Genomic DNA, 25,179 nt, shown 5'->3' with positions numbered 1-25,179 from the left:
GCCCCAGGGTGCCCTCCAGGTCCAGGGCCGCGTCGTCGACCTCCAGGGGCAGCCCGTCGCCGGCATCGAGGTCTCCGCCTCCGTCCCCCTGCCCGGGGAGACCCTGACGGAGCTGCCCTGTGACGCGGACTCGCCCGAGGTCCCCGTGGTCTCCGAGGACTGCGATTCCCTCCCCGCCCTCCGCTGGGTCCGGGAGCTGGTGGAGGCCCACCGGGGCGCCGCCTTCGTCCTGTCGCGCACCACCTCCGCCCAGGACGGCACCTTCACCCTGGAGGGCCTGCCCCAGGGGACCGTCGACCTCTGGGCCCTGGGTTCACAGGGCGCCGGCCTCCAGGAGGACGTCGTCACCGGCACGCGGGACGTAACGCTGGAGCTCGGGGCCAGCCAACGGCTCACCGGCCGCGTGGTGGATGAGGACGGCGCCCCGCTCGCCCAGGCCCAGGTGACCGTGCTGCACACGGACACCGCGCGCTACTTCGAGACGAAGACCGGCGCGGACGGCCGCTTCTCCCTGGGCCCCCTGCCCGGAGAGGTCCCCTACAGCCTCCTCGCCGCCCACCCCGGAAAGCTCACCGAGTGGATGGGGGACGTGGCCCCGGTCGCCCTGCCCGAGGACATCGTGCTGTTCGCCCCCCGGCGCATCGTGGGCACCGTGGTGGACGGCGAGCACCCCGTCGCCGGCGCCACCGTCACAGTGGTCGACACCGAGCTCGTCACCACCACCGACGCCCAGGGGCGCTTCACCTTCGACGGCCTCCCCCCCGACGACTACACCCTGGAGGCGGAGCAGGGCGGCCTCCAGGCGCACGAAACGGTGGAGGTCACGGAGGACCAGCGCGAGGTCTCGGTGACGCTGAGCCTGGGCACCATCTTCTTCGTCGAGGCCACCGTGCGCGACACCGCCGGCAACCCCGTGGCCCACGCCGAAGTGAGCGCCGCCAATCCCCGTGAGCCCGACGAGCACTACCTCCCCCACCGCTTCAAGGCGCTTGGCACCACGGGCGAGGACGGCCGCCTGCGCCTGGGCCCCCTCCGGGCCCGCGACTACGTCTTCCAGGTGGTGTCGGACCAGATGCTGGACCTCACCGCGGTCCGCACCGTGGCCGAGGGCGGTCCTCCACTGGACTTCGTGCTCTCCCCCGCCGTCCTCGTGGAAGGCATCGTCACCAACGCCGCGGGCCAGCCGGTGGCGGAAGCCTCCTTGTCGCTGCGTCCACCCGCCCGGAAGCGCCCGGCCGACTCGCCTCCGCCCGGGTACACGCGCTCGTTCATCTTGATGCACCCGCCCCGCGAGGTGCCCCTCACCTTCGACGCCACCTCCGACGAGGAGGGCCACTTCGCCATCAAGGTGGACCAGGCCCTCTCTGGCACCCTCACCGTCGAGGCCGACGGCTACCTGCCGCGAAAGCTCCAGGTCCGGGCGCCCACGTCCGGCCTGAAGCTCACCCTGGATGCGGGCGCCACCGTGCGCGGCACCGTGACGAGTTCGCGCGGCACGCCCGTCAACGAGGTGGACGTCTCCCTGGTGATGCAGGAGCCGGAGCCCTCGCCAGGCGCCCGCGAGGCTCCAGAAGAAGAAGACGACGACGACAAGATCGACATCGTCCGCATGACCTTCGCGGGCACCACCGGCGAGGACGGCCGCTTCGACATCAAGGGCATTCCTCCCGGCACCTATGCCGTGTGGATGCGGACCACCACGGGCGGCTACGAGCGCCTCATGCCCGACCGCGTGGTGCTGCGCGGCTCGGAGACCGTGGAGCTGGCGCTGCGCCTGGACCTGGACGGACGCGTGGGCGGCATCGTCGTGGACGCGGAGGGCCGGCCCCTGGCGGACGTCACCGTGGACGCCACCGCGAAGGAGGACGAGGCCAGCAACGGCCGCTCGTACTCGCCCCTCTCCATGAAGACCGGCCCGGACGGCCGCTTCGTCCTGGAGCCGCTGGCGCGCGACTGGGACTACGAGCTGACGGCGGTGAAGCCGGGCTACGCGACGCCCCAGCCCCCCAAGAAGGAGAGCCCCGACGAGGGCCCGGACGACGAGACCTTCGAAGAGACGAGAGCCAGGCTCAAACGGTGGATGGAGGAGCAGGAGGGCCCCAAGGTCATCGCCCGCGCGGGGAACATGAGCGTGCGCATCACCCTGGCCTTCCAGGGCCGCATCACCGGCCGGCTGGTGAGGAAGGACGGCACGCCCATCACCCGCTTCACCGTGAACGAAGAGGCGGTGCGCGACCCGAAGGGCGCCTTCACCGTCTTCGTGGACGAGCCCGGCCCCCAGCACCTCACCTTCGAGGTGCCGGGCCACGCCCTCACCCAGCGCGACGTGGACGTCCCCGAAGGCCGGAGCGTGGACCTGGGCACGGTGCGCGTGGAAGCGGGCCACGTCATCCAGGGCCGCGTGGTGGACGACACCACCGGCGCCCCGCTGGCCGGAGTGTCCGTCTCCCTGGCGCTGCCGGCGGAAGACGTCCGCAACGCGGAGCACGCCGAATCCTTCGCGGACGTCACCACCGGCCCGGACGGCACCTTCCAGCTGCCCGCCGTGGAATCCCGGCCCTACGTGCTCACCGTGCAGGAGGCGGAGCACGCGTTGCTCGAGCGCATCGTGGGCCCCACCGAGGACACGCTCGAGCTGCGCCTGCCGATCTCCACCCGCCTGGAGGTCACGGCGCGGGACGCGCAGGGCCGGCCGTCGGCGGTCATGCTGGCGGCCGTCTCGAAAGCGGACCCGGAGGAGGAGCTCACCGCCCCGGCGAGCGACGGCGTGGCCATGTTCCGCGACCTGGCCCCGGGCGAATACGTGGTGAAGATCGCGGGCGGGAACACCGGCAGGGCCGTGCCTCGCGTCGTGCGCGTGGAGCCACATCGCGTCAACCGGGTGGACCTGCCGCTGACGACAACGGGGCTCAAGCTGAGGCTGCGCTGGAGCGAGCGCGGCCGGCAGGGCACCTCCTACCTCCTCCCCGGCCGGGTCCCCGCGCCGCCCGAATCGGCCTCTGCCACGGAGGTGCGGTGGCTGCGCGAACAGGCGCTCCCGCCGCTGATTCACAACGCAGGGACCTGGGTCCTCGTCCCTCCCGGGCCCTACACGCTTCTCGTGTTGCAAGAACGTGAGGGACGCTGGCTGTCGTTCCGTCAGGACGTGACGGTGGGCGCGGGCACCCTGCAGGACACGCAGGAGGTGGAGGTCCCCGCGCTTCCGTGGTGAGGCGGGTCCAACATGCCTCGCGGGACAGGGGAGCTGTGTTAAACCCCACGCATGACCCCGAGCGACGCGCTGAGCGCAGCAGACCTCGAACGTCTTGCCAGGGCGGAGGCACCGGACCTGGCCGAGTCCGTGCTGGCCTTCCTCGACCAGCCGGACCGCACGTCGGACACGCCGCTGCCGCAGGGCGCGCTGTCCTTCGACGCGTTGAAGCAGCTGCTGGAGCAGGCGCGCGCGGACGGCGACAAGGCCGGCCGCCGCAAGGGCTCGCATGAGGCGTGGCAACGCTTCCTGGCGCAGAAGGACGTGCCGCTGCCGCCGCGCCTGCTGCTCGCGGACCTGCTGGTGTCCCTCTACGAGAAGAACACCGAGCCCGCGCGCGCCGCCCTCATCACGCTGGTGAAGGAAGCGCCGCTGAAGTTCGGCCTGTGGGCGGGCCTCAAGCGCATCTACAAGCTGGCGGAGGCGCGCCACGACGCGGAGATGTTCGGCGCGCTGGCCTGGCGCTTCGACACCGAGCGCGGCGGCCGCCGCAGGCACCGCGAGGTCAGCGGCGGCACCCTCACCTACCTCCAGCGCCGCGCGTGGCGCTTCCTGCGCCACCTGGGCGCGGCCGTCCCGGAGCTCTACCCGCAGTTCGCGGTGGAGGTCCTGCGGCACTACGACCTGGAGACGACGTGGGCGCAGTGCTGGGTGGCGCACCACCTCTGGGCGCACAACAGCAAGGGCTACTCCGCGTCGCGCTTCCCCATCCAGCCGCCCAACGACATGGTGAAGCAGCGCATGTATCCGGACGCGTGGAAGCGCTCGCCGGACGCGCTGATGCGCCTGTTGGACACGTGCCAGTCGGACCCGGCCGCGAAGTTCGCCATCCAGGGCCTGCGCAAGGACTTCCCGGAGGCGCTGCGCAAGGTGACGCCCGCGTGGCTGGACCGCCTGGCGCGCCGTCCGCTGGGCAGCGCGCACGACTTCCTGGTGGAGACGCTCCAGGGCTCACCGGACTTCCACCAGGGCAAGCTGCGCGCGGCCGGGCTGCATGAGGCGGTGCTCGCGCTGCTCTTCTCCCCCAGCGACAAGGCCCGCGCCTACGCCATCGAGTACGCGCGCGGCCACGCGCAGGACCTGGCCGCGGACCGGCTGGCGGACCTGGTGGAGAAGGGCGAAGACGACGTGCAGAAGTTCGCCGCCGCCGCCCTGGAGAAGCACAAGCCGCGCGACCTGGGCCTGCCGCTGCTGGGCCGGCTGCTCAACTCCAAGCCCACCGCGGCGTTCGCTGCGAAGTCGCTGGAGCAGTCCTTCGACCGCGCGGAAATCACCCACGACTTCCTGCGCGAGCTGCTCTGGGGCAAGCAGGAGCAGCTCAACTGGGCGAAGAACTACGTCACCTCGAAGTACGCGGCCGGGGAGATGCCGGCGGACTTCTGGAAGGTGGCGCTGACGGAGGCGAAGCAGCGCTCGTCGCGCCAGCGCATCGTGGAGGACACGGCGATGAAGGCCCTGTCCACCTACAAGCCGGCGGACATCGGGCCGGAGTGGCTCTTGGACCTGGTGGCGCATCCGCGCCTGGGACGTCAGGCGGCGCAGTGGCTCACCCGCGCGGACAGCCTGCCGGGCCTGGACGTGGAGCGCGTGAAGGCGCTCGTCTTCAACGGCAAGTTCCGGAGCACGGCGCTGGAGCTGCTGGGCAACCGCAAGCTCTTCACCGCGAGGCAGCTCACGGTGCCCTGGCTGCTGGCGCTGGCGCGGCGTGCGGACCCGCAGCTGCATGAGTTCGCGCACCGCTACCTGCTGGCGAACGTGGTGCCCGCGGACTTCAGCGACTCGGGCGACGCGGACGCGGGCCTGGAGCGTCTGTTCGACCTGGCGCTGGGCGCGAAGCAGCCGCCGCCGGTGCGCGCGTTCGCGCAGACGTACCTGCGCTGCCACCACCCGGGCATCGGGCCGGAGCAGCCGGAGTCCAAGTCCTACGAACTGCGTCCGCGCGCGCCGCGCAAGGCGTACTCGGCGGAGCGGCTGTGGCCGGCCCTCTTCGACGAGCGCGACGACGTGCGCCGCTTCGCGCTGACCATCGCCCGCTCGGAGCTGCGCGCGTGGGGCTACCAGACGCGCGTGTACGAGCTGGCGGACTCGGACGCGAAGGAGATCCGCAACCTGGCCTACGACGCCCTGCTCAACGCGGGCGAGCCGGGAGCGGACGCGCGCCACACGCTGCAGCCGGATGAGCTGGACGCGGGCAAGGTGTTCGCGCTCACGGAGTCCACCAAGCGCAGCACGCGTGAAGTGGCCGTGGAGCTCATCCGCCGGCACTACGCGAGGCTGGGCGGCGCGGAGCGGCTGTCCGGGCTGATGCAGAGCGCGGACCGCGAGGTGGGCCTGTTCGCGGTGCGCCTGCTCTGGGAGAAGCACCGTCCGCTGCACCTGCCGGAGGGCTGGAAGCCCGCGGGCGGAGGCAAGGACGAGCGCGAGGCGGGAGGCACCACGCGCTTCAGCGACGTGGAGGCGCTGCGCACATTCCTGCGGCGCATGATGTTCGGCCTGCCGCCCGGGCGCGCGAAGGAAGCGCGTGAAGGCGACGTCCAGCGCCGGCTGTCCGCGAGCGTGGCCAAGCGCCGCGTGGTGGAGCTGGTGCGGGACCTGGGCCTGGAAGATGAGAGCTTCGCGCGAGTGGTGGCGCCCGTGCTGGGCGAGTTCACCGGCTCCGTGGCGAAGGGCGAGTGGCAGAGCTGCCTGGCCTCGCTGGTGCAACTGCGTGCGGCTCACCCGAGCGTGCAGCTCGGCGGCATCTAGGACAACGACACCATGGCCAACCTCTCCATCGGCAACATCGAGAAGGTCCGTGCGCTGGCGGCCAATGCGCGCCTGCTCATCGTGGGCGGCACCCGCGCCGCCGCCGACAGCCGCCTGACCGCGTACGACCCCGCGACCAACAAGGTCCTGTGGACCAGCCCGCTGCCCGCGCACGTGCTGGGCGTGGCGCTGGCCGGCGAGCAGTTCGCGGCGGCGGGCGCGGACGGCACCGTGCGCTTCGGGTCGCTCACCGACGGCACCGTGAAGTTCCAGCTCCACAACGCGCACCCGGGCGGGTGCACGGCGGTCGCGGCCAGCCCTGACGGCAAGGTGCTGTACACGGCCGGCGTGGACGGCTTCGTGCGCGCGTGGGACTGGGACAGCACGAAGAAGCTGAAGGAGTGGAGCGCGTCCTCGCAGCCGCTGCGCGCGGTGGCGGTGGACCCCACGCACACGTACGTCGCCTGCGCGGGCGATGACAGCGTGGTGCGCTCGTTCACGGTGGCGACGGGTGCGCGCCGGGACATGCCGGGCCACGAGGGCGCGGTGCGGGCGCTGGCCTTCACCCCGCGCGACGGTCGGCTCGTCTCCGCGGGCGACGACGGCAAGCTGCGCATCGGCTACCTGGTCGGCGCGGTGGAGTTCGAGGTTCGCGGCGACAAGGACAGCGGCCACGCGGGCTCCGTGCTGGGGCTGGTGTTCCCGCCCACGCCGCCGGCGGAAGCGGGCCAGGACCCGGCGGAGCGCATCGCGTCCGTGGGCAGCGACGGCAAGCTGAAGGTCTGGCGGCTGGACGAGCGCCGCAAGCCGCGCACCTTCGAGCTGGGCAGCAAGGCCCTGAACGCGGTGGCCTTCGCGCCCCCGGCGAACCCGCGCCAGGCGAAGCAGCTGCTGGGCTACCTCTTCGTTGCCGGCGAGGACCGCCGCGTCACGCGCATCACGCTGGGCACGGACGGCAAGCCCACGGACGAGACGACGGCGTTCGGACACGGCTTCGACGTCTTCAACGAGGCGCTGAAGGCCGCCCTCCCCCGCCGCGAGGCCGCGGTGAAGGAGGCGGTGGCGCTGCTGGAGCCGGAGGCGCTGGACTTCGTCCTGGGCGTGCTGACCTCGGACAAGGACGCCGCCGCGCGCCGGCTGGCTGCCACGGAGCTGGGCAACCACGGCCGCACCGCCGCGCGGCCGAAGCTGCGCGATCGCCTCAACGACGACGACAAGACGGTGCGCGCCGCGGCGCTGGACGCGCTGGTGAAGCTGGAGACCGAGTCGCCTCTGGCGGCTCCCCGCTCTGCGCTGGATTCGCGCTTCGTGGACACGCGCGTGCAGGGCCTGCGCCTCTTGGCGAAGCTGGGCAGCGCGTCGCCGCTGGTGCCGGGCCTCATCGCCAGCAAGCTGCCGGACACGAATGCGGAGGTGGGCACCGCCGCGCTGGACGCGCTCACCACCGTGTCCCCCAAGGGCAGCACGGAGCCGCTGAAGCTCGCCTTCGAGCGAGGCCCCGCGGCCCTCAAGGTGGAGGTGCTGCTGCGCGCGTCGGGAGCGGGCCTGCTGGGCGACCCGCGCCTGCAGCCGCTGGTGGCGCGCGCGCTGGACGACGCGGACCGGGACGTGCGCCGCGTGGCCTTCGCGGTGCGGGTGCTGGAGCGCCGCCCGCTGGCCGCCACGCTGGAGGCGAAGGACGAGGAGTTCGCGCGCACGGTGCGGGAAGTGACCCGCATGCTGACCCTCCAGGCGAAGCGCGCGGCCGGGGACACGGAGGCGAAGTCCACCACCGACGCGGAGCTGGCCGCCTCGCGTGAACAGCTCTTCGGAAAGACGGCCGCCGGCACGGCGCTGACGGAAGCCGACCTGGAGCCGCTGCTCGCCGCCATGGCGTGCCGCATGCCGGACACGGCCGTGCGTGGCGCGCGAGTGCTGGCGCAGCTGGGTGACGGCCGCGCCCTGGGCGCGCTGCTCCAGCTGTCGCGTGAGGACGACGCCGCCATCCGCCGTGAGACGGCCACCGCGCTCCAAGCGCTGCAGGACCCGCGCGCCCGCGAGCGGCTGGTGTGGATGCTGGACGACGCGGACGGCGACGTGCGCGCGGCGGCGCTGACGGCCGTGGTGGCACTGGACGCGGACGCGCCGCTGTCCGCCGCGGAGGCCGCGCTGCGCTCCGGTCACGAGGACGTGCGCGTGCGCGGCCTGGACCGGCTGGTGAAGCTGGGCGCCAAGGCCGAGGGCGCCGAAGGCCTGCTGGGCGACGCGCTGGAGGACGAGTCCGCCAAGGTGCGCGGCGAGGCCTTCCGCACGCTGTGGGCGTGGAACGACAAGGAGCCGGTGAAGGCGCTGGACCGCGCGCTGGCGGGCCGCTTCCCGGACCTGCGCACCCGCGCGGTGGAGGTGCTCGCGCAGAAGGGCACCGACGACTGGGCGCTGGAGCGGCTGAAGAAGTCCGTGGAGGACCGCGACGCGGGCGTGGCCACCGCCGCCTACGAGGCGTGGGTGAAGCTGGCCGGCAAGGAGAAGGCGGAGCCGCACCTGGCCGCGCTCAACACCACGCACCCGGCCCTGCGCGAGAAGTCCGCCAAGGCCTCCGTGCACGCCCCGGCGGAAGCCATGCGCTCCGCGCTGCTCAAGCGCGTGCAGGACGAGCACCTGGACGTGGCGTTCGCCGCCCTGGAGGCGCTGGACAAGCTCATCCCGAACGAGAACGGGCCGCTGCTCGCGGGCATCGCGGCGTCGGCGCTGCCGGTGCGCGTGCGGGCCTCGGAGCTGCTCGCCCCGCGTGGCGCGGAGGACATCATCGAGCCCATGCGCGGGCTCATCACGGACAAGGACCTGGAGCGGATGTACCCGCCCGGCTTCCTCGTCCCCCTGCGCGTCCGCGCGTCACGCGCGCTGGCCACGCTGGGCTCGCGGCGCCTGCTGGGCTTCTACGCCACCACGCTCCTGCCTCACGAGGTGACGGACCTCCAGGAGCAGGGCGCGCGCGGTCTCGCCACGGCCAGCCGCCGGGGCGACGAGGGCGCGCTGTTGGACGCGCTGGGCCACTCGCTGGTGGCGGCGCGTTCGTGGGCGGCGGACGGTCTCTCCCGCCTGGGTGACGTGCGCGCGCTGCCGGTGCTCACCGGAAACCTGCGCCATGAGCACCTGCCCATCCGGCTGGGCGCCATCCTCTCGTTCGCGGCCCTGGGCCACGAGGGCGACGGAGGCCTGCTGCACGGTCTGGAGGACTCCGCGCGTGAAGTGCAGGAGATGGTGTTCGCCATCGTGCTCGCGCGAGACCTGCGCGCCAGCCGCGAGGGTGGACCGCCGGACCTGCTGACGAGCGCGCTGTCCAGCGGCCGTCCGGAGGTGCGCTACGCCGCGGCCCGCGCGCTGGAGCTGCGCACGGAGCCGGAGGCGTACCGCGCGCACCTGGTGGAGGTGCTGCTGCCGCCGCGTCCGGAGAAGGCCGGAGACATGAAGGACTGGCCCGCGGAGGACGACCGGGCGAAGCGCGTGATTGGGCTCGCCGAGGCGCTCTCCAGCGGTCAGCCGGAGCAGCGCTACGCGGCGGCGCAGGTGCTGCTGCTGCGCAACAAGCCGCTGGACTACTTCCGTGAGGCGCAGAAGGTCGCGCGCCCCAGCTCGCTCCAGTCCCCCTGGAAGCCGGAGACGGCCGATGGCGCCGCGCACGTCATCCAGCCCTCCACGCTGGAGAAGCAGGGCACGGCCTCCGCCACGGGCAAGAGCTGGCTGCGCCGCCTCTTCTCCGCGGTGAAGCCGACGGAAGGCGCGGGCACCGGTACGCCGCAGAACGCGACGCAGGCGGAGCGTCATCACCTGCGCCGCCTCGCCTTCGGCGCCTACGTGGGCCTGCTGCGCCAGGTGACCGCGGGTGACGAGGAAGGCCACCGCGTCCGCCGCGACGCCGTGGACCGCGTGGTGAAGCTCACGCAGGAAGGCTACGCGGGCACGTCCGCCGCGGTGGCCGCCCTGCTGCGCGCACTGGAGGATCCGCACCAGCTCGTGCGCCGAGCCGCGCTCGCGGGCCTCAAGGAGCTGTACCCCGCCGGCAGCGACGAGCCGCTGGCGCTGGCCCTGGCCTCGCTGGCGCCGGACGTGGCGCGCGCCGCGCTGGAGGAGCTGGCGGAGCGCGGTGACAAGGCCCGTCCGCGAGTGGCCGCGGCGCTCAACTCGCCGCTGCCGGAAGTGCGCAAGTCCGCCTTCGAGCTGCTGGAGAAGCTGAGCCCGCCGGGCAGCCTGGATCCGCTGCTGGCCGCGCTGGGCAGCGAGCACGCGGACCTGCGCGTGGGCGTGATTGAGCGGCTCGCGGGAGCCAACGACCCGCGCGTCACGGAGGCCCTGGGCCGCGCGATGGGCAGCGAGCACGAGGACCTGCGGCTGCGCGCCGCGGAGCTGCTCGCGTTCCGGGGCGACGACCGGGCGGTGGAGGTGCTGGGCACCTTCCTGCGTTCGGAGACGTCCGCCGTGGCCCGCCGCGCACAGGAGGCCCTGGCGCGACTGGGGACCTCCTCCGCCGTGGCCGCGCTCGCCGCGCGCCTGACGGTGGCCACGGAGATTCCGGAGCGCACCCGGCTGGTGGCCGCGCTGGGCCGCACGCACCGCGCGGACGCGCTGGACGTGCTCGCGCGCCAGAGCGTGGAGGACGAAGCCCCGTCCGTGCGCCTCGCCTGCGTGACGGCCGCGATGCAGCTCACCTGGCCGGCGGAGCAGGAGAAGCTGAATGAGCACGAGCGCGAGCTGAAGAAGCGCGACGCGGCGCTCGCGGTGCGCTTCCTGCGCGTGGCGGTGAAGAGCCAGGACCCAGAGGTCCGCAAGGCCGCCGCCGGCGAGCTGGAGCACGGCAAGAGCGAGGGCCAGGACGCGCTGCTCGTCCAGCTCTTCAACGACCGCGACGTCACCGTGCGCGCGGCGGCCGTGGAGCACTACTCGAAGCGCGTGGTGGAAGAGGGCGCGGCGGTGGAGCCGCTGGAGGAGATCCTCCGCGCCGGAGCCCGCGAGCTGATGCTGCCCGCGGCGGAAGGCGTCGCGCACCAGCGCCGCGCCAGCGCCCTGCGTCCCCTGCTGCTGTACGCGCGCGCCGGTGAGCCGCACGAGCGCGGCCGGGCCCTGCTCGCCCTGGGCACCCTGGGCGACGTGCGAGCCCTCTCCGAGCTGGAGACGGTGGCCGGCGGAGGCACGCCGGAAGCCCCGGCCGAAGAGGACATGGTGTTCGCCGCCATCGAGGCCCTCGGCCGCCTGGCGAACCGGATGCCGGATGGCGACGACCGCCGCCGCATCGAGGAGAAGGTGGAAGCCGCCGCCACGGACGGCGCCGCCTTCCAGCGCCAGGAAGCCGGTGTGCGCGGCCTGCGCGCCATTGGCGGAGAGCGCGCCCGGGTGAAGCTGGAGGCGCTGCTCGCCGACGGTGAGACGGACGACGACGTGCGCCGCACGGTGGCGGAGGAGCTGGGCAAGTTCGGAGACCCGGCCGCCGAGGCCGCCCTGGCCGCCGCGCTGAACGAGGAGGACGACGACCTTCGCGCCGCCGCGCGCAAGGCGCTGGACGTGCTCTTCCCGAAGGAGCGCACGCGGGTGGAGTTCCTCGCGGTGCAGAGCGAGCACGAGGACATCTCCGAGCCCGCCGCCACGTACCTCGCCAGCGAAGGCGACCCGGCGCTGCTCGTGCCCCGCCTGGCCACGCTGGACAACGTGGAGCTGCGCCTCCGTCTGCGTCGCGGCCTCGCCCGCCGTGGCGCGATGCCGGTGCCGGAAGTCATCGCCCTGTTCGGCCACGACAAGCCGGAGGCCCGCGAAGAGGCCGCCCGGCTCGTGGGCACCTGGACGGGCGACGCGCGCGAAGCCGGCGCCGTGGACACGGCCGGACTGACCCGCGCGCTGGTGGCCGCCGAACGGCGCACCGCCACCGCCTGGGCCACCGCGCAGCCTCCGAAGAAGGAGCCGCTGGCCGCCGCCTGGGAGCGCCTGCTCTGGGCGGGTTCACGGCTGGGCGCGAAGGAGCTGGTCGCGACGTCCGCCGAAGTCCTCCGCAAGGGAGAGGCCCAGGCCCCCGCCGCCGTGCGCCAGGAAGCGGCGCGAGTGCTGGGACGGCTGAAGGCCACGAGCGAGGCGCAGGCCCTGCGCACCGCGCTCGGTGACCCGGACGCCGCCGTGCGCTCCGCCGCCGCGTCGGTGCTGGCCGCGCTGGTGCCGGAGCAGTCCTCGGCCTGGGCGCTGGAGGTGAAGCCCTTCGACCCGGTGGCCCTGGGCCCCACGGGCGCGAAGGTGGCCACGTCCGCGCTCCTGGCCAGCGAAGGCCGCCGGCTCGCGGTCCCCGCGCTGCTGGCGAAGAAGGACCTGGAGCCGCTCAAGTCCGTGGCCGCCGACGCGAAGCCGGAGGTGCGGCAGGATGGCTGGGCCGCGCTGGGACGCCTGGGCGGAGACGAAGCCGCGGCGCTGCTGAAGACGGCGGCGTTCGACAAGTCGCAGTCGGTGGAGCTGCGCAAGGCGGCCTACCGCGCCCACAAACGTGCACGCCGGGCCGCTGAGCGCGCCCGGAAGGAAGGTCAACCGTCGTGAGCACCGCAACCGCACGTCATCCCGTCGCGCTGAGCTACTCCGCGCAGAGCGACGTGGTCGTCACGCCGGACGCCTCGCGCGTGCAGCTGGCCCTGGAGGGCTCGCGAGGCACCGTGGGCGTCAGTGGCCAGGTGAAGGACCCCACCCTCTTCCGCGACGCGCTGGCCGCCGCCTTCGCGGTCCTCTCCAGCGACCTGCGCTACCGGGGCCGCGACCGCACCGCGTACCTCGCGTACCTGATGAAGCAGGGCAAGCGCGCCAGCGCTCAAATCTGGGAAGCGCAGAAGGCCTTCCTCGACAACGCGCTGGAGGGTGAAGAGAAGAAGGACGCCGTCCTGGACCCCGTCCTCACGGTGGATCCGGACCAGGTGTCGCTGGAGGTCTTCTCCCGCGACGAGAGCGCCTACGCGCGCCTCGCCTTCGACAACAGCCTCTTCGACAAGCGCCAGGCCGCGCACGGCTCCACGTTCCTGGACGTGCCGCAGGACCTGCCCGCCCGCCTGGACCGCCTGCGCGCCTACGCCCCGGTGGTGCTGGAGGCACACGTCGCCCCCACCGCGAAGGCCGCGCCCGCCACGGAGCCCCGAGCCCCGCGCACGGTGGAAGTGCCGCACGCGTGGCTGCGAGGCTTCCTCCAGGTGCAGTCCGCCGCGACGCTGCCGGCCACCACCTGCTCCATCGCGCCCATCGACCTGTACAACCTGCTCTTCGCGCTGCGCACCCGCCGCTCGAAGAAGGCACCCCGCGCGCTGCGCTTCGAACTGGTCCCCGGCGCCCCGCCCCGGCTGGTGCTGGAGCCCTGGGAGCAGGTGCTGGAGTGCCACGGCGGCGTGTACACGGGCAGCGCGCCCGCGGTGGTGCGCACCTTCGGACGTCAGCGCCTCGCCGCGCTCGCGCGCCTGTTGCCCCACGCGAAGAGCGTGCACGTGCAGCTGCTGGGTCCGGGCCTGCCGGTGTTCTGGGTCATCGACCTGGGCGCGGCCACGCTGACGCTGGGGCTCACCGGCTGGACGGAGAGCGGCTGGTCCAGCGCCGCCGCCTTCGACGCGCTGATGCCGCGCGACGTGCCGGAAGGCCTGGCGGAATCGCTGCGCAACCGACTGCGCAAGGACGGTCCCCTCGCCTTCGAAGTGCTGGCCAAGGACGCGGGAGCGCCGAAGGACCAGGTGCGCGCCGCGCTCCAGCTGGAGTGTCTGCGCGGCCGCGTCCTCTTCGACGTGTCCCGTAGCACCTACCGCCCGCGCGAGCTGATGCCCACCCCGGTGGACGAGGCCGCGCTGCGCTACGGCAACGAGCGCGAGGCCCGCGCCCACCGCCTGCTGGGCGACGGCGGCCCGGGCTCCGGAGAAGTGAAGCTCACCCAAGTGCACGACCTCGTCGGCGAAGGCACGCGCATCCAGGGAGAAGTCGTGGACCGCGAGGCGGTGCGCAGCTTCTTCCCCAGCTTCACCATGGACCTGGAGGGCCGCGTGAAGGACGCGAGCTGCGGCTGCCCGCACTTCCGCCGCTCCGGTCTGCGCGAAGGCCCCTGCGAACACATGCTCGCGCTGCGCCTGGCCTACGCCCGCCGCCGCGCCGAGGAAGAAGCGCTCCGTCAGACGCCGGAGGGCCGCAAGCTCATCCGCGCGGAGACGCGCGCGTACGTGCGCCGCGACCCGGCCACGGGGCTGGAGCAGGTGTATCGCGTGTCGCTGGACGGCAAGGTGGTGGCCCTCACGTGGGGTCCCCGCCTGGGCGATTCGCGCCACCAGCGCCTCTGGTTCGACTCGGACACGGAAGCCCGGACGGCGTATTTCAGCCGTTTGGAGAAACTGACCGCGGACGGCTACATCGACGCGGCCTCGACTCTGGTGTAAACACTCACTCAACGGCCCGGCCGCCGACGGGGCGGCCGGAAGGATGGTGGCGCCGGACTTAAATCGAATAGCGAGTGGTCGAGAGAGGTCTGGACCGCATCAGCCTTAACGCCTCGAGCGTAGGAACGGCGTTGCGCCGTTCTGGTTGAAATGCTGGACACTCTCCGCAAGGTAGCCTGTTCTTGGCTCTCTCCCTCCCGAGCACTACCGTCGGGGTGGGAAGCGGAACCAACGACGCAGCCGCCGTTTTCCCACCCCGACGGTAGTGCTCGGGAGGGGAGAGCCGGTGAGGCTACCGTGCCCCAGGTGAGCTGGTGGTGCCTTCCTGGCCTCCCTCGACCGCTCGCATTCGTCTCCGTCGCCCCTCCCTGAGCCGCCGCGCCCGTCGAAGGTAACTCGATGACCGCCAAGCTGGAGTCGTTCGTCCCCGCCGCCCCGCCGCAGGCCGTTGCTGACACCGCGCCCGCAGCCTCTCCCAACTCTGTCGCGAAGCGCGAGGCCGCGAAGGCCGCGCACGACGCCCTCATCACGCGCTGGAAGGCCATCACCGAGGCTGGCGGCGCGGACGAATGGGTGCAAGCCCAGCTCGTGTCGAAGGGCGCGCTCGCGGACGAGGTGGACGTCTCCTCGCTGAAGGAGAAGGAGAAGACAGCCTGGAAGGAGAAGAAGAAGGCCGAAGCAGTGGAGCGCCGCGCGCTGAAGCGCCAGGCCCACGAGGCGTGGAAGGCCACGCACGTGAACCACCTGGGCGTGGGCATCCACTGGAACGAAGCCGGCCTGCCGGACAAGTTCGACCTGGAGCACCGCGAGGAGCGCGCGCGCCAGAACGGCCTGCCCACGCTGGACTCGGCGGAGGACCTGGCCAAGGCGCTGGGCCTGAGCGTGTCCAAGCTGCGCGGCTTCGCGTTCCACCGTGACGTGGACACGGGCTCCAACTACGTGACGTGGAGCATCCCCAAGCGCACGGGCGGCGAGCGCACCATCACGTCGCCCAAGCGGGAGCTGAAGGAAGCGCAGCGCTGGGTGCTGTCGAACGTCGTGGAGCGGCTGCCGGTGCACGGCGCGGCGCACGGCTTCGTGGCGGGGCGCTCCATCCTCACCAACGCGCTGGCGCACCGGGGCGCGGACGTGCTGGTGAAGGTGGACCTGAAGGACTTCTTCCCCTCGGTGCACTGGCGCCGGGTGAAGGGCCTGCTGCGCAAGGGCGGCCTGAAGGAGAACACGTCCACGCTGCTGGCGCTGATGTCCACGGAAGCGCCGCGTGAGCGCATGTCCTTCCGGGGCAAGACGCTGCACGTGGCGAAGGGGCCGCGAGCCCTCCCGCAGGGCGCCCCCACCTCACCGGGCATCACCAACGCGCTGTGCCTGCGCCTGGACAAGCGGCTGTCCGCGCTGTCTCGCAAGCTGGGCTTCACGTACACGCGCTACGCGGACGACCTGACCTTCTCCTGGACGAAGGCGAAGGCGCCCAAGGCCCGCCGCGCTCAGGGAGCGCCGGTGGCGGTGCTGCTCGCGCGGGTGAAGGACATCGTGGAGGCGGAAGGCTTCACGGTCCACCCGGACAAGACGCGAGTCGCCCGCAAGGGCAGCCGTCAGCGCGTCACGGGGCTCGTGGTGAACGACGCCAAGGACGGCACGCCCGCCGCCCGAGTCCCCCGCGACGTGGTGCGCCGCCTGCGCGCGGCCATCCACAACCGCGTGAAGGGCAAGCCGGGCCGCGAGGGCGAGTCGCTGGATCAGCTCAAGGGCATGGCGGCGTTCATCTACATGACGGACCCCGAGAAGGGCCGCATGTACCTGGATCAGCTCGCGAAGCTCGAAGCCGCCCAGCCCGCCCAGGCGTAGCGCGGAACTAGCGGGCCCCCGCCTTCTTCGTCCGCCGTGAAGGCTTCTTCGCCGGAGCCTTCTTCTCAACGGCCGGAGCCACGGGCGTCTCCACCGAGGGAGGCACTCCCTCCACGGGCTTCAACGCCTTGTCCGCGAACTCCAGCAACCGGCGCGGATACTCCGTGGGCGCGGCAGCGGCGAAGTTGCCATGCGAAGCACCGGGGATACGCCACGTCTGCGCATACGACGAGACGTGCGAGAACAGCTCGTCCATCAGCGGCTGCCCGGACTCCTCCGTCCCCGCGACGATGAACAGGGGCCGGGGCTTGATGTGGTCCACCGCGTCGATGGTCCGCACCTCGTCCAAGGCAATCCCCCGCCGCCAGAACGGGACCAGCGCCCCCGTCTGGGTCACCACGCCGAAGCGGCGGAAGTCATACGCCGCCGCCAGCCACAGCGTGTTGAACGGAGACAGCAACACCACCGCCGCGACCTGAGGGTCCTTCGCCGCGACCTCCGCCACCGCCGCGGATCCGATGGAGAACCCGAGCGCCCCCACGCGAGCCGGATCCACCTCCGGCTGAGCCCGCACGTACGCCAGCGCCGCGCGCACATCCTGGCGCTCCTTGTCACCCCAGGTGGACGTCTCGCCCCCGCTCTGCCCATGCGCGCGCAGGTCGAACAGCAGCACGCCATAGCCCGCGTCGCGCAGCACGCGGGCCTCCGGCACCAGGTCCATGCGCGTCTGCGACAGGCCATGCGCCAGCACCCACGCCGCCTTGTTCCGGGATGGCAGGTACCAGCCGCGCAGCTCCACCCCGTCATCCGTGCGCAGCGTCACCTCGCGCGCGTCACCGAAGTCCGCGGGCAGCACCGCGGCCGGCCTCGGGTAGTGGAAGTACTGCTCGGAGCGCCACGCCGCGCGGCCACCCAACGCCAGCGCCACCAGCAGCAATGGCAACACCAGCACGCTGAGCACCCGCCCCCACCGAATCCGCTTCAACAACCCAGCCATGTCCGCCCCTCTCCGACAGCAAGCGACCCGTACTCCAGAGCGGAAGTCGCCGCCCCAGGCGTGTGTTGGCTCCTGCCAGACATCTAGACCTATAGGCGCCAATAGGGTCCTGATTTACAATTTAGGCGAACTTTAGCAGCGGCGGCAGACTGACCGTCCTGGGTGAGCAGGCATGAAGACGTCGAAGACGGTCTATGACGCGGTGGTGGTGGGTTCGGGAGCCTGCGGGGGATGGGCGGCCAAGCAGCTGACGGAGGCAGGGCTCCAGGTGCTGGTGTTGGAGGCGGGCCGAGGCGCGAACGCGGACCGGGCGCTCCACCTGATGCACCGCGTGAAGCAGAAGCTGGGTTACCGCATCGAGTCGGACCCGGCCCGCAAGTCACGCCAGTCCATCCAGGCCACGAGCTTCGCATGGCCGTTCCATCCGCACGCCTTCGTGGATGACGTGGACAATCCCTACACCACGCCGCCCGACGCACCATTCGCCTGGATCCGCGCGAGGCAGGTAGGCGGGCGGACCAGCGTGAAGGCTCACGGCCGCCAGTTCTACCGGCTGTCTGACTTCAACTTCCACGCGGGAAGTCTGGACGGATTGAGCCCGGACTGGCCGCTGTCGCATGCGGACCTGGCGCCGTCCTACGAAATCGTGGAGCGGTGGATGGGCCTGAAGGGCAACTCGGACAGCGTGGACACGCTGCCGGACTCCGTCTTCGCCGGCCCCGCGCCGCTGTCCCCCGGCGAGGTCCGCCTGCGCGAGAAGGTGAAGGCCCGCTGGCCCGACCGCCACGTCGTCGCCCGGCGGACGGCGAACGCGCCGGTGACGCTGCCGGCCGCGCTGCGGACGGGGCGGCTGACGCTGCGCTCGCACGCCATCGCCAGCCACATCCTGCATGACCCGAACACGGGCCGGGTGACGGGTGTGTCCTTCATCGACGCGAACTCCGGCACCTCCGAGGAGGTGCACGCGAAGGTGGTGGTGGTGGCCGCGGGCACCATTGAATCCACGCGGTTGCTGTTGCACTCGCGTAACCGGGCGTTCCCGGACGGCCTGGCGAACAGCTCGGGGCTCGTGGGCCAGCACCTGATGGACCACATGTACCTGCGAGGCATCGAAGCGCGGATGAACCTGCCCGCGCACCTCCAGCAGAAGGAGCACGGCTGGGCGTACATCCCCCAGTTCCGCAACGTCACCGAGCGCCACCCCAACTTCGCGCGAGGCTACGGCGTGCAGGTCTTCACCTTCGACGACCAGATGCACATGGTGCCCTTCGGGGAGATGGTCCCCCGCGCGGAGAATCGCGTGACGTTGAGCGCGACGGTGAAGGACCGCTGGGGCATTCCGGCGGCGCACATCGAGTGCCGGCACTCGGACAACGACTTGAAGATGACGGAGGACGCGGTCGCCTCCTGTCTGGAGATGTTGGAGGAGGCGGGCTGCACGGTGGAGCAGGTCAACAAGCAGCTCTCCGACCCGGGCATGGCCATCCACGAAGTGGGCACCGCGCGCATGGGCAAGGACCCGAAGACGTCCGTGCTCAACCCGTTCAACCAGAGCTGGGACGTGTCCAACCTCTACGTCGTGGACGGCTCCTGCTTCCCCTCGCAGGGCCCGCAGAACCCCACCCTGACGATGATGGCCCTCACCGTCCGCGCCTGCGCTCACCTGGTGGGCGAGCTCAAGGCCGGCCGCATCTGATTTCCCTCGGAAGCTGACGCGAGGGGCCCGCGGGAACGGGTCCCTTGCACGACTGGCGCGAATTTATTACCTACCAGTCAGTAACTAACCCTTCGCGCCATGTCCCGTCCCCCACGCGTCACCGACCTGCAGATCGACGAAGCGGCCCGAGCCGTGTTCCTGGCGCAGGGTCCGTCCGCGCCGCTGCAGGACATCGCGAAGCGGCTGGGCATCTCACAACCGGCGCTGCTGCACCGGGTGGGAACCAAGGAGGCGCTGATGTCGCGAGCCCTCCGTCCCGTCCCGCCCACCGCGCTGGCGTTGCTGGAGCCAGGGCCCAGGGACAACACCCCCATCGAGGACCAGCTCCTGGAAGCGCTCCTGCACCACCGGGACTTCCTGCGCCAACTGGTGCCTGGGTTGTTCGTGCTGCACTACTCGGCACTGGGCGGCGCGAGGGCCCTGCACCTGGACACACCGCCCCCTGTCGCGCTCAGGGAGGGGCTGACGAAGTGGCTCACCCGGGCGAAGCGATCCGGACGGGTAGCCCTGACCGAGCCGAGGGCCGCGGCGGAAGCGCTCTGTGGAGCGCTGGAGGCCCGCTGCTTCAACGCCCACGTGGGCGGCTCCACGTACGCCCCAGGCGATGACAAAGCCGTCCTGCGCCAGCTCATCCGGGTGCTGCTGACGCCAGGAGAAGCGCCCGCACGAAAGCCTCAGAAGAGGACCGCCAGATGACGACCGCCACGCCCAAGGTGTCCCGCTCCACGGAGGGAGCCGGGCTGATCATCCTCCTGGGGGTGCTCATCGGCTTCGGGCCGCTGTCCATCGACATGTATTTGCCGGCGTTCCCCGCCATCGGCGAATCCCTGCGAGCGACAGCAGGAGAGGTGGAGCGCACGCTGGCGGCGTTCTTCGCGGGGCTCGCGGTGGGGCAGCTCTTCTCTGGACCGGTGAGCGACCGCTTCGGCCGCACGAAGCCGCTCTACGTGGGCCTGGCGCTCTACGTGCTGGGCTCCATCGGCTGCGCGACCGCGCCGTCGGCGGACGTCCTGGCGGCGTGCCGGTTCGTGCAGGCATTGGGTGGCTCGGTGGGAATGGTGACGGCGAGGGCCGTCGTGAGGGACCTGCACTCGGGAGCAGCAGCGGCGAGGATGATGTCGCGCCTGGTGCTCGTGATGGGCCTGGCGCCCATCCTGGCCCCGCTGCTGGGCGGCTGGGTGCTGCGAGCCGCGGGCTGGCGAGCCATCTTCGGAAGCCACGCGGTCATCGGCCTCATCGCGCTGGGAGCGGCATTCGCCATCCTGCCGGAGACAGCGCCCCCGAGGAGCGGAGTCACCAAACCCTTCCAGGCCATGTGGAGCATCACGAAGGCGCCAGACTTCCTGGGGCCTGCGCTGGCGGCGGCGCTCGCGCAGGCCGGGATGTTCGCGTACATCGGCGGTTCGCCCTTCGTGTTCATCACGTTGCACGGCGTGAAGCCGGAGCACTTCGGCTGGTTCTTCGGAGCGAACGCCGCCGGGCTGGTGGCGGTGTCGCAGCTCAATCACTGGCTTCTGGCGCGCTCCTCGCCGGAGCGGGTGTTGAAGCTGGCGGTGCGAATCGCCGCGCTGGCGGGGCTGGCCCTGGTGACGGTGGCATCGACAGGCATTGGAGGGCTGTGGGGCATCGCGCTGTCGCTGTTCGTGTTCGTCTCCACGCTGGGAGCCATCACCCCCAACGCGACAGCCCTGGCGATGGAGCAGCACGCGAAGCAGGCAGGCATCGCGTCCGCGGTGCTGGGAGCGCTGCAGTTCATGCTGGCGGCGGGAGCCTCCGCGACGGTGAGCGCAAGCCACGACGGCACCGCGAGGCCCATGGCCCTGGGAGTCGCCATCGCCGCCCTGCTCGCCCTGGGAGCAATGAGCCTGGCGAAGCGAGCCCCCGCGCACTGAGCCGAGGGCCCTGCGAGTGGGATTGACACTCCGGAACGTGAAGCCCGATGGTGCGGTGCGAAATGCTCGCACCCTTCTACTCCGCCTGCCCTGTCTGCAATGAGACCGGATCCCGACCGGTCGTCGCGTTCCAAGAACTGAGCTACGGCCGTTGCACGGGCTGTGGGCTCATCTACAAGCGGGAGCAGAAGCCAGGTCTGGGCGAGGGCTACGAAGAGAAGTACTTCAAGCACAACCGAGCGAAGTACCTGAGCCGCTGGGACCACCGGGTGCGCAAGTGCCTGAGGCAGGTGCTGGTGTGCCTGGAGTACGCGCCGCACGCGAAGGACCTGCTGGATGTGGGGTGTTCCGCGGGCTACGTGCTGGAGGCAGCGCAGCGAGCAGGGTTGACGGCCACGGGCCTGGATTACTCCCAGTTCTCGGTGAACCTCTGCCGCGAGCGCGGCTACACCGCCGAATACGGCTCGCTGACACAGATGCCGTTCCCGGACGCGTCCTTCGACATCATCACGTTGAAGCACACGCTGGAGCACGTGGATCAGCCCATGGATGGGCTGCGAGAAATCCAGCGCGTGTTGAGGCCAGGAGGCGTGGCCTTCGTCATCGTGCCGGACGCGGCCTACTACAAGATCATCGTGATGCCCCGGAAGGGCCGCTCCTTCCGACCCGACCGGCGAGGCTGGCAGCACCACGTCTACTTCTACGAGCACAACCTCGCGGACGCCTGCGCCAGGGCCGGAATGCAGCCCGTGAAGGCAGGCAAGGACATCCTGCGCCGCAGGCTGGCGAAGGGCCTGCGAGCCCCCTACGAATACGTCCGCTTCGCCTTCCTCTGGGCCTGGGTCCAGGTCTGCCGGCTGACGCACATGCGCAGGGAAATCCAGGTCATCGCCCAGAAGCCCAAGGCAGACGCACAGCTCCCCGCCCCGCACGCCGAAGCCGCCTGAGCACGCGTCACACAGGCCGGCGAATCCACACCCCCAGCACCACGGCCAGCACGAGCGCCACGGGCCCCAACCAGTCGCCCCAAGCCCCCGCGAGTGAACTCAGCCGCTCCGCCGCCGGCACACGCATCACAGTGCCAGCACGCTGGTTGTCCTCCAGTTCGGAGGTCCACGTCCCCGCGGGGTCAATGAACGCGGAGATGCCCGAATTGGTCACCCGAATCTGTGCCGTGCGCGTCTCGATGCTCCGAAACGCCGCATGCATCAGGTGCAGCCGGGGCGCGGGGGTGCCGGAGAACCACGAGTCATTCGACAGCGTGAGAATCAGGTCCGCCCCCTGGCGCACCTCCGCTGCGACGTAATTGGGAAAGACGGCCTCGTAGCAGATGAGCGGAGCGACCTTGAGCACGCGGCCGCCGTTCAACCGGAAGTCCACCAGCCTGGGACCCGGGCCGCGCTTCCATCGACCGGTCCACGGAAGCATTGCGCGCAGGCCGGGCGTGTCCACCGCATCCGGAACCCACTCCGTGAGCGGGAAGAGCATCGTCTTCCGGTATGCGGACTGAGCCAACTCGCCCGTCGCGGAGGGGCCCAAGAACATGGCGGCGTTGAACTCCCGTTCACCGTCCAGGTCGTACGTGCCGAACACCAGAGGAACACCGCGCTCCGCCACCCACGAGCGGATCTCATCATCGAGCGCGCCGCCGTCCTCGCTCTTCGGAGTGCCGAACGTCGTCGGATACACCGTCTCCGGCCACACCAGCAGGTCCAGTGGCCCTGAGCGCAGCAGCGCATCCGACATCGCGTAATGCGTATCCAGGATGTTGCGAACAACCTCGTAGGTGCCCTGCTCCGCGGCCAGCTTCTCGATGTTGGTGATGTTCGCCTGCACCGCCCCCACCACCAGCGACGGAGCCGAGTGCACCGCCGAGCGCACCTGCCCCAGCCGCACCCATCCGTAACCCCACCCCACCACCGCCAGCACAACCGCCAGGACCACCGGCCTGAGTCGCAAGCCCCGCCGAGAGGCCAGTCCCTGAGCGACCGAGACGACACACTCGTTGATGAGCAGCAGCCCCAGCGTGAGTCCCGGAGCGCCAGCCAGGTCCGCGCCCTGGCGCAGCGTCTCCGAAGCATAGAGGGCATGGCCCAGCGTCTCGGCGAACAGCTTGGGCGTGAACCACTCGGTGCCCACGTACACGAGCGCCGTGAGCACGGGAGGCACCCACGCCAGGCGCGGCACTTCCGCCACCCGCCGGCGCGCGTACCACCGCACCCACGCTGCGGTGATGAACTGGAGCTCCAACACAGGCGCGATGAGCAGGAACACGCCCCAGCACAGCCACACCGGAGCATGGGAGTACGCCGCGATGGCGCCCGGGAACCAGCCGAACACCGCCGCGGTGAACGTCACCGACAGCAGCACGCCCAGCCCCACGGACCCCCGAGCGGTACGAACCCCGTCCAAGGCCGCGAGCCAGGGCGCCATGGCCACGACGCCCAGCCACACCCAACCGGGCCGCAGCTGTCCGAACGCCGCGAACAGCACGGTGGTCGCCGCGACGCCCAGGAGCGCCCCGGCCCACCCCTTCACGGACGTCACTGCGAGTCCTCGTCCTCGACAGGAATCTCCAGCAGCCGATGAGGCATGCCGGGGGGAGCCATCTCCTCGGGCACCACGCGGTTCTCGGGGATGGGGATGGGCTGCCCGTTGGCGTCCTTGGGCGTGAAGTCCGGATGGAACATCAGGATGGCCGCGAGCGGCTGCCCGTTGTCCGTCGCCTGGTAGTGGCGCATGTAGCCAGGGGGCAGCTCGAAGTCGTCGGGCACGACGAGCCCCCGCTTCAGTGGCTTGGTGCCGCGCTGGTACAGGGCCGTCCCGCTCTTTCCCTCGGAAGGCGGCGGGTCATCGACAGGCATGGGGGCAGGATCTTCCACGGGCATGGGCGCGTCGACACGGGCGACTGCAGGGCGCACGGAAGGGCGCGCGGGTTCCAGGACGGGAGTCACCGGAGCAGGGCGCTCGGCCACCACGATGGGGGGCAGGTCCTCGACAGGCACAGGGCGGGAGAGCCACCAGAGGCATAGCCCCACGCACAGGCCGGTGATGGCGACGGCACCACCGATGAGCCGTGAGCCCACACCACCTGAGGACTCACGCGAGGGCGTCACCCGCGTCACGCCATCGGAATCCGTGCGACGTTCAGGGCCAGGCTGCGGGGAACGCATGTTTTGAGGGGCCTCCGGGGTGCGTATGCTACGGAAGCCGCTCGTATCGAGGCAATGCGCGCGCGGCCATGCCCCTCCCATGACCGTCGACGCGTCGAGCCCCTTCCCCATCCACGCCTTCACACCCCGTCTGCGCGCGCTGGGAGCGTTCCTGCACGCCACGGGGCTGGGCACGCTCTGCTACTTCACCGCGCTGCTGTTCAAGGACGTGCTCGCGGGCACCCAGACGCTGGCACCCGTACCGCTGGCGACAGGACTCGCGGTGGGAGCAGTCCTGCCGAGCATCGCGCTGCGCCTGTTACAGCGAGGAACGAGGGCCACTGTCACGGTGCGGCCGGAAGGCCTGGTGCTCACCCAGTCAGGGGGAGCGCACTTCGAAATTCCCTTCGAAGCACTGGAATCCATCCGCCCGTGGCGACTGCCCTTTCCAGGCCCAGGACTGACACTCCGGCTGCGAACAGGGCGGGCTTTCGACTACGGCCTGGCAGTGCAGACCCCCATGCCCCTGCTGGAGGCGATGGGGACGCTCGGAGAAGCACGAAATGATCCGCGAGTGCGATACGCCCAGGCACGGAGCGAGAAGTGGCGCAGGCGTTGGTACGACCAGGCCTTGAAGTACGGCCTGGTGCCCGGAGTGCTCGCCGGCATCTTCTTCCGAGCGCACCAGTACATCTCCTTCGGCGGTCCGTTCGGAGAGGTCCAGATGTACGGATGGACGTCGTACCTCACGTCCTTCGCGCGCACCTGGTTGCCAGTGTTCCTGGCCCTGCTGTTGTTTGGTTGTTTCTGGAGAGCCTTCGCAGAAGCGCTTTGCTTCGGCGCCGCGTGGCTGGGTCCCCGGTGGGCACGCAACGTACGCACCGGCGCGGAGTGGACCTGCCGGGCGCTCTATTACGTGGCCCTGCCTGTCTTTCTCGCGGTGCGGCTGCTGGGCTGATTCGCAAAGACAGCCATCAGCGTGCGCGGATCAACGCGCAAAGCCAGCCGGTGGAACAAGCCCGCAAAGACAAAGCCCCTGGCGCCTTGCGGCACCAGGGGCTTTCAAAAAGAATCCGGCAGCGACCTACTCTCCCACGCGGTTTCCCGCGGAGTACCATCGGCTCTGGAGGGCTTAACTTCCGTGTTCGGGATGGGAACGGGTGTGACCCCTCCGACATT

The 25,179-nt window shown here is 71.3% G+C and carries 13 protein-coding genes and 1 rRNA gene; 10 read left to right on the top strand and 4 right to left on the bottom strand.

The features are described from left to right. The 5 genes from D7X99_RS36345 to D7X99_RS36325 all read left to right on the top strand — a co-directional run. Positions 1–3,211 (top strand): carboxypeptidase regulatory-like domain-containing protein (locus tag D7X99_RS36345; RefSeq protein ID WP_121781764.1); only part of this gene is annotated, 3,211 nt, incomplete at its 5' end. 51 nt (positions 3,212–3,262) lie between these two features. Next, a complete protein-coding gene (locus tag D7X99_RS36340; RefSeq protein WP_121781763.1) occupies positions 3,263–5,995 on the top strand; it encodes a hypothetical protein in 2,733 nt (910 codons plus the stop codon). Between the two features lie 12 nt (positions 5,996–6,007). Beyond that, positions 6,008–12,541: a HEAT repeat domain-containing protein gene (locus D7X99_RS36335; protein WP_121781762.1), complete on the top strand. Its 6,534-nt coding sequence runs from the start codon at positions 6,008–6,010 to the stop codon at positions 12,539–12,541. Continuing rightward, complete coding sequence (locus D7X99_RS36330) at positions 12,538–14,397, top strand: SWIM zinc finger family protein (protein ID WP_121781761.1); 1,860 nt, start codon at positions 12,538–12,540, stop codon at positions 14,395–14,397. The genes D7X99_RS36335 and D7X99_RS36330 overlap by 4 nt, the downstream gene beginning before the upstream one ends. Before the next feature lie 399 nt (positions 14,398–14,796). Then, on the top strand, positions 14,797–16,242 hold the full coding sequence (locus D7X99_RS36325; protein WP_121781760.1) for a reverse transcriptase family protein: 1,446 nt from the start codon (positions 14,797–14,799) through the stop codon (positions 16,240–16,242). 7 nt (positions 16,243–16,249) lie between these two features. On the opposite strand, the gene D7X99_RS36320 is transcribed toward D7X99_RS36325, so the two are convergent. Further along, positions 16,250–17,239, bottom strand: coding sequence for an alpha/beta hydrolase (locus tag D7X99_RS36320; protein WP_169826504.1), 990 nt, complete (start codon positions 17,237–17,239; stop codon positions 16,250–16,252). Positions 17,240–17,411: 172 nt separating this feature from the next. Between D7X99_RS36320 and D7X99_RS36315 the strand changes: the two genes are divergently transcribed. The 4 genes from D7X99_RS36315 (at position 17,412) to D7X99_RS36300 (ending at position 21,795) form a co-directional block, all read left to right on the top strand. Continuing rightward, positions 17,412–18,935: a GMC oxidoreductase gene (locus D7X99_RS36315; RefSeq protein ID WP_121781759.1), complete on the top strand. Its 1,524-nt coding sequence runs from the start codon at positions 17,412–17,414 to the stop codon at positions 18,933–18,935. Positions 18,936–19,034: 99 nt separating this feature from the next. Continuing rightward, entirely contained in the window at positions 19,035–19,652 is a 618-nt protein-coding gene (locus D7X99_RS36310; RefSeq protein WP_121781758.1) for a TetR/AcrR family transcriptional regulator, read from the top strand. Next, positions 19,649–20,848 (top strand): multidrug effflux MFS transporter, encoded by a 1,200-nt coding sequence (locus D7X99_RS36305; RefSeq protein WP_121781757.1) that lies wholly within the window; start codon positions 19,649–19,651, stop codon positions 20,846–20,848. The genes D7X99_RS36310 and D7X99_RS36305 overlap by 4 nt, the downstream gene beginning before the upstream one ends. Before the next feature lie 62 nt (positions 20,849–20,910). Then, the gene (locus D7X99_RS36300; RefSeq protein WP_158627125.1) at positions 20,911–21,795 is read left to right on the top strand and encodes a class I SAM-dependent methyltransferase; all 885 of its coding nucleotides are present in this window, start codon (positions 20,911–20,913) and stop codon (positions 21,793–21,795) included. A gap of 7 nt (positions 21,796–21,802) precedes the next feature. Here D7X99_RS36300 and lnt read toward each other — a convergent pair whose 3' ends face one another. Both lnt and D7X99_RS44030 read right to left on the bottom strand, forming a co-directional pair. Further along, positions 21,803–23,395 carry an apolipoprotein N-acyltransferase gene (lnt, locus tag D7X99_RS36295; protein WP_121781755.1) on the bottom strand — a complete coding sequence of 531 codons (1,593 nt, stop codon included), beginning with the start codon at positions 23,393–23,395 and terminating at the stop codon, positions 21,803–21,805. Further along, on the bottom strand, positions 23,392–23,712 hold the full coding sequence (locus D7X99_RS44030) for a hypothetical protein (protein ID WP_233605160.1): 321 nt from the start codon (positions 23,710–23,712) through the stop codon (positions 23,392–23,394). Before D7X99_RS44030 ends, lnt begins: the two co-directional genes overlap by 4 nt. Before the next feature lie 388 nt (positions 23,713–24,100). Here D7X99_RS44030 and D7X99_RS36285 point away from each other — a divergent pair, with 388 nt between their 5' ends. Continuing rightward, positions 24,101–24,958, top strand: a complete 858-nt coding sequence (locus D7X99_RS36285; RefSeq protein WP_121781753.1) for a hypothetical protein — start codon at positions 24,101–24,103, stop codon at positions 24,956–24,958. 113 nt (positions 24,959–25,071) lie between these two features. Here D7X99_RS36285 and rrf read toward each other — a convergent pair. Then, positions 25,072–25,179: ribosomal RNA gene (gene rrf, locus D7X99_RS36280) — 5S ribosomal RNA — on the bottom strand; the annotation flags it as partial.

Origin of the sequence: Corallococcus sp. AB032C (assembly GCF_003668935.1) — a bacterium.
GTDB classification, from domain to species: domain Bacteria; phylum Myxococcota; class Myxococcia; order Myxococcales; family Myxococcaceae; genus Corallococcus; species Corallococcus exiguus.
Note: the sequence above shows the minus strand (reverse complement) of the source record. Positions and strands in the feature narration are given on the sequence as shown.

Bases quoted from the DNA above. Each gene is read 5' to 3' on its own strand.
- D7X99_RS36340 (WP_121781763.1), top strand. From the start codon at position 3,263: ATGACCCCGAGCGACGCGCTGAGCGCAGCAGACCTCGAACGTCTTGCC.
- D7X99_RS36335 (WP_121781762.1), top strand. From the start codon at position 6,008: ATGGCCAACCTCTCCATCGGCAACATCGAGAAGGTCCGTGCGCTGGCG.
- D7X99_RS36325 (WP_121781760.1), top strand. From the start codon at position 14,797: ATGACCGCCAAGCTGGAGTCGTTCGTCCCCGCCGCCCCGCCGCAGGCC.
- D7X99_RS36320 (WP_169826504.1), bottom strand. From the start codon at position 17,239: ATGGCTGGGTTGTTGAAGCGGATTCGGTGGGGGCGGGTGCTCAGCGTG.
- D7X99_RS36315 (WP_121781759.1), top strand. From the start codon at position 17,412: ATGAAGACGTCGAAGACGGTCTATGACGCGGTGGTGGTGGGTTCGGGA.
- D7X99_RS36310 (WP_121781758.1), top strand. From the start codon at position 19,035: ATGTCCCGTCCCCCACGCGTCACCGACCTGCAGATCGACGAAGCGGCC.
- D7X99_RS36305 (WP_121781757.1), top strand. From the start codon at position 19,649: ATGACGACCGCCACGCCCAAGGTGTCCCGCTCCACGGAGGGAGCCGGG.
- D7X99_RS36300 (WP_158627125.1), top strand. From the start codon at position 20,911: ATGCTCGCACCCTTCTACTCCGCCTGCCCTGTCTGCAATGAGACCGGA.
- D7X99_RS44030 (WP_233605160.1), bottom strand. From the start codon at position 23,712: ATGCCTGTCGATGACCCGCCGCCTTCCGAGGGAAAGAGCGGGACGGCC.
- D7X99_RS36285 (WP_121781753.1), top strand. From the start codon at position 24,101: ATGACCGTCGACGCGTCGAGCCCCTTCCCCATCCACGCCTTCACACCC.